The organism is Georgenia wutianyii (assembly GCF_006349365.1).
GTDB lineage: Bacteria > Actinomycetota > Actinomycetes > Actinomycetales > Actinomycetaceae > Oceanitalea > Oceanitalea wutianyii.
Genome location: NZ_CP040899.1, coordinates 3,036,139 through 3,049,639, shown reverse-complemented (window position 1 = coordinate 3,049,639; position 13,501 = coordinate 3,036,139). Strand labels below are relative to the sequence as shown.

14 protein-coding genes and 4 tRNA genes are annotated in these 13,501 nt (G+C 73.1%); 15 read left to right on the top strand and 3 right to left on the bottom strand.

Features of this window, described 5'->3' with window-relative positions; translation table 11 throughout:
• Nucleotides 1–102: 102 nt before the first annotated feature.
• Both FE251_RS13475 and htpX read left to right on the top strand, forming a co-directional pair.
• Entirely contained in the window at nt 103–1,470 is a 1,368-nt protein-coding gene (locus FE251_RS13475; RefSeq protein WP_230976433.1) for an FAD-dependent oxidoreductase, read from the top strand.
• Nucleotides 1,471–1,474: 4 nt separating this feature from the next.
• Nucleotides 1,475–2,347: a zinc metalloprotease HtpX gene (gene htpX / locus FE251_RS13470; protein ID WP_139949031.1), complete on the top strand. Its 873-nt coding sequence runs from the start codon at nt 1,475–1,477 to the stop codon at nt 2,345–2,347.
• Between the two features lie 827 nt (nt 2,348–3,174).
• On the opposite strand, the gene FE251_RS13465 is transcribed toward htpX, so the two are convergent.
• The gene (locus tag FE251_RS13465) at nt 3,175–3,672 is read right to left on the bottom strand and encodes a YajQ family cyclic di-GMP-binding protein (RefSeq protein WP_139071863.1); all 498 of its coding nucleotides are present in this window, start codon (nt 3,670–3,672) and stop codon (nt 3,175–3,177) included.
• Nucleotides 3,673–3,771: 99 nt separating this feature from the next.
• On the opposite strand from FE251_RS13465, the gene FE251_RS13460 reads away from it, so the two are divergent.
• From FE251_RS13460 to FE251_RS13425, 8 genes are all read left to right on the top strand, one after another.
• A tRNA-Tyr gene (locus FE251_RS13460) sits at nt 3,772–3,853 on the top strand.
• 317 nt (nt 3,854–4,170) lie between these two features.
• Nucleotides 4,171–4,243: transfer RNA gene (locus tag FE251_RS13455), tRNA-Thr, on the top strand.
• 62 nt (nt 4,244–4,305) lie between these two features.
• Nucleotides 4,306–4,379, top strand: a tRNA-Met gene (locus FE251_RS13450).
• Nucleotides 4,380–4,431: 52 nt separating this feature from the next.
• The gene (gene rpmG / locus FE251_RS13445) at nt 4,432–4,602 is read left to right on the top strand and encodes a 50S ribosomal protein L33 (RefSeq protein WP_139071862.1); all 171 of its coding nucleotides are present in this window, start codon (nt 4,432–4,434) and stop codon (nt 4,600–4,602) included.
• Nucleotides 4,603–4,621: 19 nt separating this feature from the next.
• Nucleotides 4,622–5,095: an FAS1-like dehydratase domain-containing protein gene (locus FE251_RS13440; protein WP_179954760.1), complete on the top strand. Its 474-nt coding sequence runs from the start codon at nt 4,622–4,624 to the stop codon at nt 5,093–5,095.
• Nucleotides 5,092–5,502, top strand: a complete 411-nt coding sequence (locus FE251_RS13435) for a MaoC family dehydratase (protein WP_139071861.1) — start codon at nt 5,092–5,094, stop codon at nt 5,500–5,502. The genes FE251_RS13440 and FE251_RS13435 overlap by 4 nt, the downstream gene beginning before the upstream one ends.
• A complete protein-coding gene (locus FE251_RS13430) occupies nt 5,499–6,695 on the top strand; it encodes an MFS transporter (RefSeq protein WP_139949030.1) in 1,197 nt (398 codons plus the stop codon). The genes FE251_RS13435 and FE251_RS13430 overlap by 4 nt, the downstream gene beginning before the upstream one ends.
• Before the next feature lie 62 nt (nt 6,696–6,757).
• Nucleotides 6,758–7,891: a UDP-N-acetylmuramate dehydrogenase gene (locus tag FE251_RS13425; protein ID WP_139071859.1), complete on the top strand. Its 1,134-nt coding sequence runs from the start codon at nt 6,758–6,760 to the stop codon at nt 7,889–7,891.
• On the opposite strand, the gene FE251_RS13420 is transcribed toward FE251_RS13425, so the two are convergent.
• The gene (locus FE251_RS13420) at nt 7,888–8,925 is read right to left on the bottom strand and encodes an adenosine deaminase (protein ID WP_139071858.1); all 1,038 of its coding nucleotides are present in this window, start codon (nt 8,923–8,925) and stop codon (nt 7,888–7,890) included. The two genes, FE251_RS13425 and FE251_RS13420, sit on opposite strands and share 4 nt — an antisense overlap.
• A 72-nt stretch (nt 8,926–8,997) precedes the next feature.
• Between FE251_RS13420 and FE251_RS13415 the strand changes: the two genes are divergently transcribed.
• Entirely contained in the window at nt 8,998–10,203 is a 1,206-nt protein-coding gene (locus FE251_RS13415; RefSeq protein ID WP_139949029.1) for a protein kinase family protein, read from the top strand.
• Between the two features lie 84 nt (nt 10,204–10,287).
• Here FE251_RS13415 and FE251_RS13410 read toward each other — a convergent pair whose 3' ends face one another.
• Entirely contained in the window at nt 10,288–11,514 is a 1,227-nt protein-coding gene (locus tag FE251_RS13410; protein WP_139949028.1) for a pyridoxal phosphate-dependent aminotransferase, read from the bottom strand.
• A gap of 215 nt (nt 11,515–11,729) precedes the next feature.
• Here FE251_RS13410 and FE251_RS13405 point away from each other — a divergent pair.
• From FE251_RS13405 to rplK, 4 genes are all read left to right on the top strand, one after another.
• Nucleotides 11,730–11,802: transfer RNA gene (locus FE251_RS13405), tRNA-Trp, on the top strand.
• 58 nt (nt 11,803–11,860) lie between these two features.
• On the top strand, nt 11,861–12,133 hold the full coding sequence (gene secE, locus FE251_RS13400; RefSeq protein ID WP_139071855.1) for a preprotein translocase subunit SecE: 273 nt from the start codon (nt 11,861–11,863) through the stop codon (nt 12,131–12,133).
• A gap of 48 nt (nt 12,134–12,181) precedes the next feature.
• Entirely contained in the window at nt 12,182–12,970 is a 789-nt protein-coding gene (nusG, locus tag FE251_RS13395) for a transcription termination/antitermination protein NusG (protein ID WP_407925272.1), read from the top strand.
• Between the two features lie 91 nt (nt 12,971–13,061).
• Nucleotides 13,062–13,493 carry a 50S ribosomal protein L11 gene (rplK, locus tag FE251_RS13390; protein ID WP_139071854.1) on the top strand — a complete coding sequence of 144 codons (432 nt, stop codon included), beginning with the start codon at nt 13,062–13,064 and terminating at the stop codon, nt 13,491–13,493.
• The last annotated feature ends 8 nt before the right edge of the window (nt 13,494–13,501 follow it).

Here is a 13,501-nt window from a genome sequence, read left to right as displayed (position 1 = left end):
GATGTGCCCGCCGACGTGACGGCGGGCACATCGGCGTGCCCGCGCCCACGGCATAGACTGGACGGCGGATTTGCCCCCTTCCATCCGACCAGACGAGGCTCTGTGACCAGCCCACTGCGCGTTGCCCTCATCGGTGCCGGCCCGGCCGGCATCTACGCCGCCGACATCCTGTCCAAGACGGGTCTGGACGTCGCCATCGACCTCTACGAGCGACTGCCCGCACCCTTCGGGCTCGTGCGCTACGGCGTGGCCCCCGACCACCCGCGGATCAAGCAGATCATCGTCGCGCTGCAGAAGATCCTCGCGCGCGGCGACATCCGCCTCGTCGGGAACGTCGACGTCGGCACGGACGTGTCGATGGAGGAGCTGCGCCGTCACTACGACGCCGTCATCATCTCCACCGGCGCCGACAAGGACGCCCCGCTGCCCATCCCCGGCATCGACCTGCCCGGCAGCTACGGCGCCGCCGACTTCGTCTCCTGGTACGACGGGCACCCCGACGTCCCGCGGACCTGGCCGCTGGAGGCGCAGAGCGTCGCCGTGCTGGGCGTCGGGAACGTCGCCCTCGACGTCGCGCGCATCCTCGCCAAGCACGTCGAGGACCTCATGCCCACCGAGGTGCCGGCGAACGTCGTCGAGGGGCTGCGCGCCAGCCCGGTGACCGACGTCCACGTCTTCGGCCGCCGCGGTCCCGCGCAGGTGAAGTTCACGCCGCTGGAGCTGCGCGAGCTCGGCAAGGTCCCGGACGTCGACGTCATCGTCTACGAGGAGGACTTCGAGTTCGACGAGGCCTCCGAGGCCGCGATCCGCTCGACGAACCAGACCAAGCAGGTCGTCAAGACGCTCACCGACTGGACCCTGCGCGACCCGGAGGAGCTCACCGCCTCCCGGCGCATCCACCTCCACTTCCTCCACCGCCCGGTGGAGATCCTCGGCACCGACCGGGTCACCGGGATCCGCACCGAGCGCACCGAGCTCACCGGGGACGGCAACGTCCGCGGGACCGGCGTCTTCGTCGACACCCCCGTCCAGGCGGTGTACCGCGCCGTCGGCTACTTCAGCTCCCCGATCGAGGGCGTCGCCTTCGACGACGTCGCGGGTGTCGTGCCCAACGACGAGGGCCGCGTGCTCGACGAGGACGGCGCGATCGTCCCCGGCCTGTACGCGACCGGCTGGATCAAGCGCGGCCCCGTCGGCCTCATCGGCTCGACGAAGTCCGACGCCCAGCAGACCATCGGCCACCTCGTGAGCGACGTCGAGCAGGGGACCATCGCCCCCGGCTCCGCCGAGGGTGACCCGGACGCGCTCATCGCCCGTCTCGAGGAGGCCGGCGTGCCCCTGACGAGCTGGGCCGGCTGGGAACTTCTCGACGCGTACGAGCGTTCCCTCGGAGAGGCCGAGGGTCGTGAGCGGATCAAGGTCGTGCCCCGGGACGAGATGACCCGGATCTCGCGAGGTGAGGAGAGCTGAGGACATGGATGCTGGTCGCCGGCACCTGAACGGGGTGAAGACCGCTGCGCTGTTCGGCGTCATGTGGGCGGTGCTCCTGGGGATCGGGGGTCTCATCGCCAACGGCACCGGCTCGGGGGCGTTCATCTGGCTCTTCGCGCTCATCGGCCTGGCCACGACGTTCTACAGCTACTGGAACTCGGACAAGATCGCGATCCGCGCGATGGGGGCCCGCCCGGTCTCCGAGGCCGAGGCGCCGGCGATGTACCGCATCGTGCGCGAGCTCTCCACCACCGCGCGCCAGCCCATGCCGCGGCTGTACGTCTCCCCGACGATGCAGCCCAACGCCTTCGCCACGGGTCGCAACCCCCGCAACGCGGCCGTGTGCTGCACGGCGGGGATCCTGCAGATCCTCGACGAGCGTGAGCTGCGCGGGGTGCTGGGCCACGAGCTCATGCACGTCTACAACCGCGACATCCTCACGTCCTCGGTGGCGGCGGCGATCGCCGGGCTCATCACCTCGGCCGCCCAGTTCCTGCTCTTCTTCGGCGGCGGCCGGGACCGCGGCGGCAACCCGCTGGCGATGCTCGCCACGGCGATCCTCGCGCCGGTCGCGGCCTCCCTCATCCAGCTCGCGATCTCCCGCACCCGGGAGTACGACGCGGACGAGGACGGCGCCCGGCTCACGGGTGACCCGATGGCCCTGGCCTCGGCGCTGGCCAAGCTCGAGCGGGGCACCGCGGCCGCGCCGCTGCGCCCGGACCCGCGCCTCGAGGACGTCTCGCACATGATGATCGCCAACCCCTTCCGGGGCGGCGGCATGACCAAGCTCTTCGCCACCCACCCGCCGATGGCCGACCGCATCGCCCGCCTGGAGCAGATGGCCGGCTACCGCTGACGGTTCGCCGCTGAGGCCGGCGCTGGTGGCCGCTCGTCGGCCGCAGGCACCCCGCCCGGCACCTGCGCCGGTGGGTTCCCTGCCGACCTCGCCGCGCGGCGCCACGTTCCTGCCACCAGGTCCGCGCCGCGCGGAGCGCCACGCCGTCGCAGGGGTGCTGGTGGGGCCGGTGTGAGGACTTTGTGGCAGGTTCGGCCCTGCTGAGGTGCCGTGGGCCGAAGAGGCTTCCTGCCACCTCGCCTCGCCCGCCGAGCACTTCCTGCCACCAGGTCCGCGCCGCGCCGCCCGCCACGCCGACGCGGGGTGCTGGTGGGACTGGTGTGAGGACTTTGTGGCAGGAACTGCCACGGCGGCTGCGCTGTCGCGCCGGGGGCAGCGTCCTTGCCGCGCGTGCGGCGTCGGCTTCGGTCGGTCGCGCCGGCGCTGCACGATTCCTGCCACCGAGTCCGAGCCACGCCGCGCGCCACGCCGGCGCCGGGTGCTGATGGGACCGGTGTGAGGACGGGGTGGCAGGGAGACGTGGCTGCGTGGTGGGGGCCAGGCCGGGGTGCCCGCACCGGCCCACGCGCCGAGCCCCACTGAGCCCCACAGGAGGCTCCCGGGCGTCTCGGCCCACGCGCCGAGCACCACTGAGCCCCACACGAGGCTCCCGGGCGTCCGCGTCCGCTCGGCGCCTCCCGTGCCACTCTCAGGCCCTCCAGGGGCCCCGTGGAGTCGCTCCGGACGCCCTGGGAGCGCTCAGCGGGCCGTCAGGCTGCCCTCTGGGACCGCCCCTGGGCTGTCGCCCCGGCCGGCTGCCTCAGCGCCCCTCAGGCGCTCAGCGAGCCTCAGCGGTAGTTGACGAACTGGAGCGCGGCGTCGATGTCGGCGCCCTTGAGGAGGGCGATGACCTCCTGGAGGTCGTCGCGGCTCTTGGAGGAGACCCGCACCTCGTCCCCGGTGATCTGGGTCTTGACGCCCTTGGGGCCCTCGTCGCGGATGAGCTTGGTGATCTTCTTCGCGTTCTCCGAGCTCAGCCCCTCCTTGAGCGCCGCCACGAGGCGGTACTCCTTGCCCGAGGGCTTGGGCTCGTCGTCACCGGTGTCGAGCGCCTTGAGGGACACCCCGCGCTTGATGAGCTTGGTCTGCAGGACGTCCAGGACGGCGAGCACGCGCTCGGGGGAGTTGGCCGTGAGGAGGATGGCGTCCTCGCCGCTCCACGCGACGGACGCCCCCACGCCCTTGAAGTCGTACCGCTGGGCGATCTCCTTGGCGGCCTGGTTGACGGCGTTGTCGACCTCCTGGCGGTCGATCTTGCTCACGACGTCGAAGGACGAGTCGGCCATCGCGGTCTCCTAGGGTCGGTGCGAGGGGGATCACGCGGCGCCCGGTTAGGAGCACCCGCTACGGCTTGCTATTCTTCCACTCGGTCCTTCGCGGACCAAGGCGGGTTGCCCGAGCGGCCAAAGGGAGCTGACTGTAAATCAGCCGCGGAATGCTTCGCAGGTTCGAATCCTGCACCCGCCACGTGCACAGCCCGGGCCCTCAGGGGCCCGGGCTGTTGTCGTACCAGGCCCCCGCGCCCCGTCGGTCCAAGGGGGCGGCGGCTGCCCGCTGGGGAGCTCGGCCGGCATCCGGGCGGAGCCCGTGACGCGTCAGCGGTGCGTCGCCGGCGGCCCCCCGACCAGCCCCGCCACCCGGCGGGAGCCGAGTGGGGCCATCCGCCCGACAGGTGCCGACGGCCGAGTTATCCGCGTCCTGACGGGCCTGAGGGCCGACGTGAGGAAGCGCACGTCTCGACGATTTCGTCTTCCGGCCCCGGGCCAGGTAGTCTCATCCCCGCTGCCCCGATAGCTCAGTCGGCAGAGCGTCTCCATGGTAAGGAGAAGGTCAAGGGTTCGATTCCCTTTCGGGGCTCCGATCGACGTCCACGTCGTGCGTCACGTAACATGGCGTGCCGGCCATGGGTCGACGATCATGGCGGGGTAGCTCAGGTGGTTAGAGCACACGGCTCATAATCGTGGTGTCGCGGGTTCGAGTCCCGCCCCCGCTACTGAACGACACGGCTCCGGGGCCCCGGAGCCCCGATGAACGCGAGGAAACACGTGGCCAGCAAGTCCAGTGACGTTCGCCCGAAGATCACTCTCGCCTGCGAGCAGTGCAAGGAGCGGAACTACATCACGAAGAAGAACCGGCGGAACAACCCCGACCGGCTCGAGATGAAGAAGCACTGCCCGCGCTGCAACGTTCACACCACGCACCGCGAGACCCGCTGACGCCCTTACGCTTGACCGCGTGACCGACAGCGCAGCCCGCCCCACCAGCGTCAACACGACGCTCGTGGGGCGTTCTTTTTCCCCGACCGAGACCTACCAGGTGTCCGCCGTGAAGATCGCCGAGATGGCCGCGGCCACCGGCTCGGCGCACCCCGCCCACACCGACCGGGACGCCGCCCGCGCGCTCGGCTACGACGACGTCGTCGCCCCGCCGACCTTCGCCGTCGTCGTCGCGCAGCGGGCCGAGCAGGCGTACATCGCCGACCCCGAGTCCGGCATCGACTTCTCCCGCGTGGTCCACGCCGAGGAGCGCTTCACCCACCACCGCCCGATCGTCGCCGGGGACCTCCTGCGCACCACCGTCCACGTCGACGCCGTCACCGAGCGGGCGGGCGTCGCGATGGTGAGCACCCGGGCCGAGATCGTCGACGACGACGGCGCCCCGGTCGCCACCGTGCGCTCCACCCTCGCCGTGCGGGGGGAGGGCCGATGAGCGACCTCGTCGTCGGGGACGAGCTGTTCACCCGCACCTTCACCGTCGACCGGGCGCTGCTCGTGCGCTACGCCGGCGCCTCCGGGGACTTCAACCCGATCCACTACAACGAGCGGGTCGCCCGCGAGGTGGGCCTGGACGGCGTCATCGCCCACGGGATGGCGACGATGGGCCTGGCCGCGGCCGCCGTCACCGAGTGGGCCGGGGACCCGGGCGCCGTCCTGGACTACGGCGTGCGCTTCACCAGGCCGATCGTCGTTCCGGACCCGGGCGAGGTCGAGCTCGAGGTCACCGGCAAGGTCGGAGCCCTCGACCCCGAGGCCGGGACCGTGCGGGTCGACCTCACCGCCCGCGCCGCGGGCGTCACCGTGCTCGCCAAGGCCCAGGCGCTGGTCCGGACCCGGTGACCGCCGCCGCAGTGGCGGGCCGCCGCGCCGCGGTGGCCGTCGTCGTCGTCTTCGCACTCAACGGGTTCCTCTTCGCCAACTGGGTCTCGCGCCTGCCGGCCGTCCGGGACGCGCTCGGGCTGACTCCCGGGCAGATGGGCCTGCTGCTGCTCGTCGGCTCCGTCGGGTCGCTGCTCGCCCTCCCGGCAGCCGGCGCGGTCGCGCAGCGCTGGGGGACCGCCCCGACCGTCCGGGGCTCGTCGCTCGTCGCGGCCGGCGGCTTCGTCGTCGTCATCCTCGGGCTCCTCGCGGGGTCCGTCCCCGTGCTCGCGCTCGGGCTGCTCGTCGCGCAGGTGGGCATCGCGGGCTGGGACGTGGCGATGAACGTCGAGGGCGGCGTCGTCGAGCACGCGATCTCCCGCGAGATCATGCCGCGGTTCCACGCCGGCTTCTCGATCGGCACCGTCGCGGGAGCCGGGGTCGGCGCGGTCGCGGCCCTGCTCCGCGTCCCGGTGACCGTCCACCTCGCGGTCGTCGCCGTCGTCGTCGTGCTCGGGGTGCTCGTGGCGACCCGGGGCTTCCTGCCCCACGTCCCGGCACCCACGCGGGGCAGCCGCCGCCGAGGGCTCGCCGCGGCGCTGGCGGGGTGGCGCGAGCCCCGCACCGTCCTCGTCGGCGTCATGGTGCTCGCCTTCGCCCTCACCGAGGGGGCCGCGAACGACTGGGTCGCCCTCGCCGTCGTCGACGGCTTCGAGACGTCCGACGCCGTCGGGGCGGTCGGTTTCGGTGTCTTCGTCGTGGCGATGACGCTCATGCGCCTGGCGGGGGAGCGGCTGCTCGCCCGCTTCGGCCGCGTCACGGTGCTGCGCGCCACGACCCTCGTCGCGCTCGCCGGCCTGCTCCTCTTCGCCCTCTCCCCGTGGCTGTGGCTCGCGTTCGCCGGGGCGTTCCTCTGGGGCCTGGGGGCGGCGCTCGGCTTCCCGGCCGGGATGAGCGCGGCGGGCGACGAGCCGCTCCACGCCGCCATGCGGGTGTCGGTGGTCGCCTCGATCGGCTACCTCGCCTTCCTCTGCGGACCGCCGCTGCTCGGACTGCTCGCCGAGCACGTCGGCTACCGGTACGCGCTCCTCGCCATCGCCGGCCCGCTCCTCCTCGGCTTCGTCGTCAGCGGGGCCGCCCGGCCCCTCGCGGACACCCGTCCGGCCCGCGTGTGAGGTGCCGCGCACGTCCCGGCCGCCGAGCGCGGCCGGGACCCGCGCGCGTCTAGATTGGTCGGGTGAGCCCGAACGCGACCACCCCCACGCTGGCCGACCTGACCACCCTGCGCGTCGGCGGACCCGTCGGCCGGCTCGTCGACACCGACACCGAGGCCGACCTCGTCGCCGCCGTCCAGGCGGCCGACGACGAGGGCACCCCGCTGCTCGTCCTGGGCGGTGGCTCCAACCTCCTCGCCTCCGACGACGTCTTCCCGGGCGTGGTCGTGCGCGACCGGCGGCGCGGCATCGAGCGGCGTGAGCAGTACGCGTGCGCCGGTGCGTTCGTCGCGGTGCCCGCCGGCCAGCCGTGGGACGAGGTCGTGGCGACCGCCGTCGAGGAGGGCTGGCGGGGGATCGAGGCGCTGTCCGGCATCCCGGGCTCCACCGGCGCCACGCCCGTCCAGAACGTCGGTGCCTACGGCCAGGAGGTCGCCGACACCCTCGAGACCGTCCGGGTCTACGACCGGCTGACCCGTCGCGTCCGTTCGCTCGTCGCCTCGGAGCTGGGCCTGGGCTACCGCACGAGCGTGCTCAAGCGCTCGCTCACCGACCCGGCCGCCGGAGGCGGACGCACCTGGGGACCCACGGGCCGCTACGTCGTCCTCGAGGTCGGCTTCCAGCTCGCCCTGGGGACGTCCTCCGCCCCGGTGCGGTACGCCGAGCTGGCCCGCACCCTCGGCGTGGGGCTCGGCGAGCGCGCCCCGGCCGCCCGGGTCCGCGAGGCGGTCCTCGAGCTGCGACGCGGCAAGGGCATGGTCCTGGACGACGCCGACCACGACACCTGGTCCGCGGGCTCCTTCTTCACCAACCCGATCCTCACCACCGAGCAGGCGGACACGCTGCTGCCCGCCGACGCGCCCCGCTTCCCGGTCGAGGACCGCTCCCGGCCGTCCCTCGGGGGCGAGCCGCGCACCGTCGAGGGGCTGGTGAAGACCTCCGCCGCGTGGCTCATCTCCCGCGCGGGCTTCGAGCGGGGCTACGGCGACCCCGAGCGGGCCGCACTGTCGGGCAAGCACGTCCTGGCCCTCACCAACAGGGGCCGGGCGAGTGCGGCGGACATCCTCGGGCTCGCCGCGCACATCCGCGACGCCGTGCGGGACCGGTTCGGCATCGCGCTCGTGCCCGAGCCGGTCGTCGTCGGCCTGGACCTCTAGACGGTCGGCCCGGACGGCGGGGCGGCGGGCGCGGCCAGCCAGTCGTCGATCTCCGCGAGCCAGCGCCGCTTGCTCGCCTCGGAGGCGAGGCTGCCCCGGACCGACATGCGCGCGAGCTCGGCGAGCTGGGCGTCGTCCATGCCGTGGTCCTCGCGGGCGATGCGGTACTGGTCGGCGAGCCGGGAGACGAACAGGAGCGGGTCGTCGGCGCTGAGGGCGATCTGCGCCCCCGCCTCGAACAGGCGGCGCAGCGGGACGTCGGCGGCCGTGGGGTAGACGCCGAGGGCGACGTTGCTCGCCGGCGCGAGCTCGAGGGTGATGCCGGCCTCGGTGACCTTCTCCAGCAGCGACAGGTCGTCGGCGAGCCGCACCCCGTGGCCCAGCCGCGTGGGTCCGAGGTGGGCGAGGACGTCGCGGACGTGGTCCGGGCCGAGCAGCTCCCCGCCGTGCGGGAGGCTGGCGAGCCCGGCCCGGCGGGCGATCGAGAAGGCTCCGGCGAACAGGCTCGTGTCCCCGCGGCGCTCGTCGTTGCTCAGCCCGAAGCCGACGACGCCGTCAGGCTGGTGATGCACCGCCAGCCGGGCCAGCGTGCGAGCGTCGAGCGGGTGGCGCATGCGCGAGGCGGCCACGACGACGGCGACCTCCACCCCGGTGGCGCGGCTCGCCGACCGGGCCTCGTCGAGGACGATCTCCAGCGCCGGGGTGAGCCCTCCGACGAACGGGGCGTAGGACGTCGGGTCGACCTGGATCTCCAGGCGGCGCGAGCCCTCGGCGGCGTCGTCCTCGGCGGCCTCGCGGACGATGCGGCGCATCGCGGCCTCCGAGCGCACGACGGCGCGGGCGGCGTCGTAGAGGCGTTGGAAGCGGAACCAGCCGCGCTCGCTCGCCGGTACCCGGAGCGCGACGCCGTCGAGCAGCGCGGGCGGGAGGCGGACCCCGGCCTCGTCGGCGAGCTCGGCCAGCGTCGCGGGCCGCATCGAGCCGGTGAAGTGCAGATGCAGGTGGGTCTTCGGCAACGTCGTGAGGTCCCGCACGGGGCAGAGTCTCCCACGACCACGCCCCGGACAACGGGTCCAGCACGCCGCGGACGTGGTGGACTGTGCGCCATGGACGAGGCGCTGACCCAGGCGGAGCGGGACGACGTCGCCCTGCTCACCGGCCCCGGGGCGCGCGAGATCCTCCAGGCGGCGCTGGCCGCCGAGGGTGCGGCGCTCGGCCGGTGGGAGGTCCACACCGTGCACCACCGGCCGGGCGCGGGGGTGACCGTGGGCTACACGGTGTCCGCGCGGGGGCAGGACGACTACCTGTGCGCCACGACCGGCCGGGTCACCGCACCCGCGGGCGACGGGCTGGTGCGGCTGGAGAGCGGCGGCAGCGTGGTCCACGTGTGGCGCCACCCGGCCGACCCGGAGCTGCCCGCCCTCGGGGACGCGTGCTCGCCCGCGGGGCTGGCCGGGAGGCTGGGCGTGGCCCGGCCCCCCGCCGTCGAGCTCCTCGCCTACCGTCCGCTGCGACGCGCCGTCGTCCGTGCGCGCGGTGAGGCGCTCGCCGACGGGCAGGTCTACGCCAAGGTCGTGCGGCCCAGGACGCTGCGCGACCTCGCCACCCGGCACCGGCTGCTCACCGAGGCCGGGGTGCCCGCCCCGGAGGTCCTCCTCGCCGCGGAGGACGGCCTGCTCGTCATCCGCTCGGGGCGTGGCGCCTCCCTCGCGTCCGAGCTCGCCCGCGGCATGGGTACGGCGCGGGCGCGGGCGACCCTCGAGAACGTCGTCGCCGTCCTGGACCGGCTGCCCGCGGCCGTGCTCGACCTGCCGCGGCGCGCGGCGTGGGCCGAGCGTGCCGACCACTACGGACACGCCGCGAGCGTCGTCCTGCCCGAGCACCGCGCGCGCATCGAACGGCTCGCGGCGGGGGTCGGCGCGGCGCTGGGCCGCACCGACCCGGGGCCGGTGGTCCCGACCCACGGCGACCTCTACGAGGCGAACCTCCTCATGGCTGCCGACAGGGTGAGCGCGGTGCTCGACGTGGACTCCGTCGGGCCCGGCCACCGCGTGGACGACCTCGCGTGCCTCCTCGCGCACGTGAGCGTGCTGCCGCACCTCGCGCCCCGGACCTACCCGCAGGTGCCGGCCGTCCTCGCGACGTGGACCGAGATGTGCTCGCGGTGGGTGGACCCCGGCGCGCTGCGCGCACGGGCCGCCGGCGTGGTGCTGTCCCTCGTCGCGGGGGCACGGCGGCGCGAGGCCCCCGACTGGCGGGTGGACGCCGAGGGCCGGCTCGCGGAGGCGGAGCGCTGGCTCGCCGGCGCCTGAGCCCTCCCCGCGCACTCCCTCCCCGCCGGGGAGGACGCCGACGGCCCCGGGCACACATGTGCACCCGGGGCCGTCAGAACGGGGTCAGCGCAGGAGGTCCTGCATTCGGCTGATGCCCTCGACGAGGTCGTCCATGCCGAGCGCGTAGCTCAGCCGCAGGTACCCGCTCGGGCCGAACGCCTCGCCCGGGACCACGGCCACCTCGACCTCCTCGAGGATGAGCTCGGCGAGCTCGGCGGACGTCCGGGGCGTGCGGCCGCGGAACGTGCGGCCGAGCAGCCCCTCGACGTTCGGGTAGGCGTAGAAGGCGCCCCGCGGCGTCGGGACCTCGACACCGTCGATCTCGCGGAGCATTCGCACCATCGTGCGTCGGCGCTCGTCGAAGGCCTCGCGCATCGTCTCGACGGCGGACAGGTCCCCGGCGACGGCGGCGAGGGCGGCCCGCTGGGAGACGTTGGAGACGTTGGACGTGAGGTGCGACTGGAGGTTCGTCGCGGCCTTGACGACGTCGGCCGGGCCGACCAGCCAGCCCACGCGCCAGCCGGTCATCGCGTACGTCTTGGCGACGCCGTTGAGCACGATCGTCGTGTCGGCCAGCTCGGGGACGACCTTGAGGATCGAGGTGAACTCGGCGTCGTCGTAGACGAGGTGCTCGTAGATCTCGTCGGTGACGACCCAGATGCCGTTCGCGTGCGCCCAGCGGCCGATGGCTGCGGTCTGCTCGGGGGAGTAGACGGCGCCGGTCGGGTTGGACGGCGAGCAGAACAGCAGCGCCTTGGTCCGGTCGGTCCGGGCGGCCTCGAGCTGCTCGACGGTGACGAGGTAGTCCTGGTCCGTCCCCGCGAAGACCTCGACGGCGCTGCCACCGGCGAGCGCGATGGCCTCGGGGTAGGTCGTCCAGTACGGAGCGGGGAGGAGGACCTCGTCGCCCGGGTCGATGATCGCGGCGAACGCCTCGTAGACCGCCTGCTTGCCACCGTTGGTCACGAGGACCTGGTCGGGGGAGATCTCGTAGCCCGAGTCGCGCAGCGTCTTGGCCGCGATCGCCTCGCGGAGGACCGGCAGGCCCTTGGCGGGGGAGTAGCGGTGGTTGACCGGCTCCTGCGCCGCGGCGACGGCCGCGTCGACGATGTACTGCGGGGTGGCGAAGTCCGGCTCGCCGGCGCCGAACCCGATGACGGGCCGACCGGCGGCCTTGAGCGCCTTCGCCTTGGCATCCACGGCGAGGGTCGCGGACTCGGCGATCGCCGCGAGCCTGGCGGACACGCGCCGCGGGGACGGAATGGTCGGGGTGCTCGTGTTCTCGGTCACCCCGCTATGGTGTCACGGGGACGATGTCTCGTGACCGTCCGTCCAGCCCGCGATCCGGCGGCGCGACGAGGGTCACGGGGTGCCGGGTTCGACCTGGGGCACGCAGACGCGTACACTCGTTCCCTGGTGGCTGATCGCCTCCGGACTGGAACGTGCGCTCCACCGCCTCGTGCGGGGATCGCGGACGGGTCGGTCGGGTCGCAAGAGGTCCCCGAAGGGCAGTGGCGCAATTGGTAGCGCACCGGTCTCCAAAACCGGCGGTTGTGGGTTCGAGTCCCTCCTGCCCTGCAAGAGCGGCGTCGACGCGACGTCCCGGCCCAGACACCCAGACCAGTGAGGAACGCCTGTGAGTGAGTCCGCGAGCACGACCTCGGGCAAGCCCGAGCGTGCCGGTCGCCCGGCTGGTCCGGGTGCGACGAAGAAGCGTGGCCTCTTCGCCCGGATCGCACTCTTCGTGCGCCAGGTGATCGCCGAGCTGAAGAAGGTCGTCCGGCCGACCCGTAACGAGCTGTTCACGTTCTTCGTCGTCGTCATCGTCTTCGTGCTGGCGATCATGGCCTACGTGGGCGTGATCGACCTGGGCTTCGGGCGGCTCGCGCTGTGGGTGTTCGGCGGCTGACCCGCCCCCCGCACGACTGAACTACGACGCAGAAAGTTGGTGACCTTCGTGACTGAGGAGACCGTGCACACCACGGCCCAGGGCGAGGTTCCAGACGACGTCCCCACCGACCTGCCGGGTGCAGAGGCCGAGAGCCTCGCCGCGCAGGAGGAGAGCGACGTCGCCGACGAGGACACGAGCCCTGTCGAGGAGCCCGTCGAGGCGGAGACCGCCGTCGACGAGCAGGCCGAGGAGGTCTCCCCCGAGGAGGAGTTCCGCCGCGAGCTGCGCATGCTGCCGGGCCACTGGTACGTCGTGCACTCCTACGCGGGCTACGAGAAGCGCGTCAAGGCGAACCTCGAGAACCGCATCCAGAGCCTCAACATGGAGGAGTACATCTTCCAGGTCGAGGTTCCGATGGAGGACGTCGTCGAGATCAAGAACTCCCAGCGCAAGCTCGTCAGCCGGGTCCGTATCCCGGGCTACGTGCTCGTGCGCATGGACCTGACCGACGAGTCGTGGGGCGCGGTGCGCCACACGCCCGGTGTCACCGGCTTCGTCGGCCACACCCACCAGCCGGTGCCGCTCACCGAGGACGAGGTCTTCTCGATGCTCGCCCCGGCGCTCGCGCCCAAGGAGTCGGCCAAGGCCGACTCCGGCGCCGGCACTACGAGCACCCCGATCGAGGTCGAGTTCTCCGTGGGCGAGTCCGTCACGGTCACCGACGGCCCCTTCGAGACGCTTCCCGCGACGATCTCCGAGATCACCCCGGAGTCCCAGAAGCTCAAGGTGCTCGTCTCGATCTTCGGCCGGGAGACCCCGGTCGAGCTGTCGTTCTCCCAGGTCGCCAAGATCTGAGCGGACGACTCCCCGGCGCACGCCTCTGCTGTGTCGGGCCCCGCAAGGCGGCGTCGGCGGTCACCGACGCCCAGGAACAAAAGGACGCACCATGCCTCCCAAGAAGAAGGTTGCAGGCCTGATCAAGCTCCAGATCCAGGCCGGCGCCGCGACCCCCGCGCCGCCGATCGGCCCCGCGCTCGGTCAGCACGGCGTGAACATCATGGAGTTCTGCAAGGCGTACAACGCGGCGACCGAGTCGCAGCGTGGCAACGTCATCCCGGTGGAGATCACGGTCTACGAGGACCGTTCCTTCACCTTCGTCACCAAGACGCCGCCGGCGGCCGAGCTCATCAAGAAGGCTGCGGGCGTCGCGAAGGGCTCCGGCACCCCGCACACCGCGAAGGTCGGCTCCCTCACCATGGCCCAGGTCCGCGAGATCGCCGAGGGCAAGATGGTCGACCTCAACGCCAACGACGTCGACGCCGCCGCGAAGATCATCGCCGGCACCGCCCGCTCCATGGGCATCACCGTCACGGACTGAGGCAACCG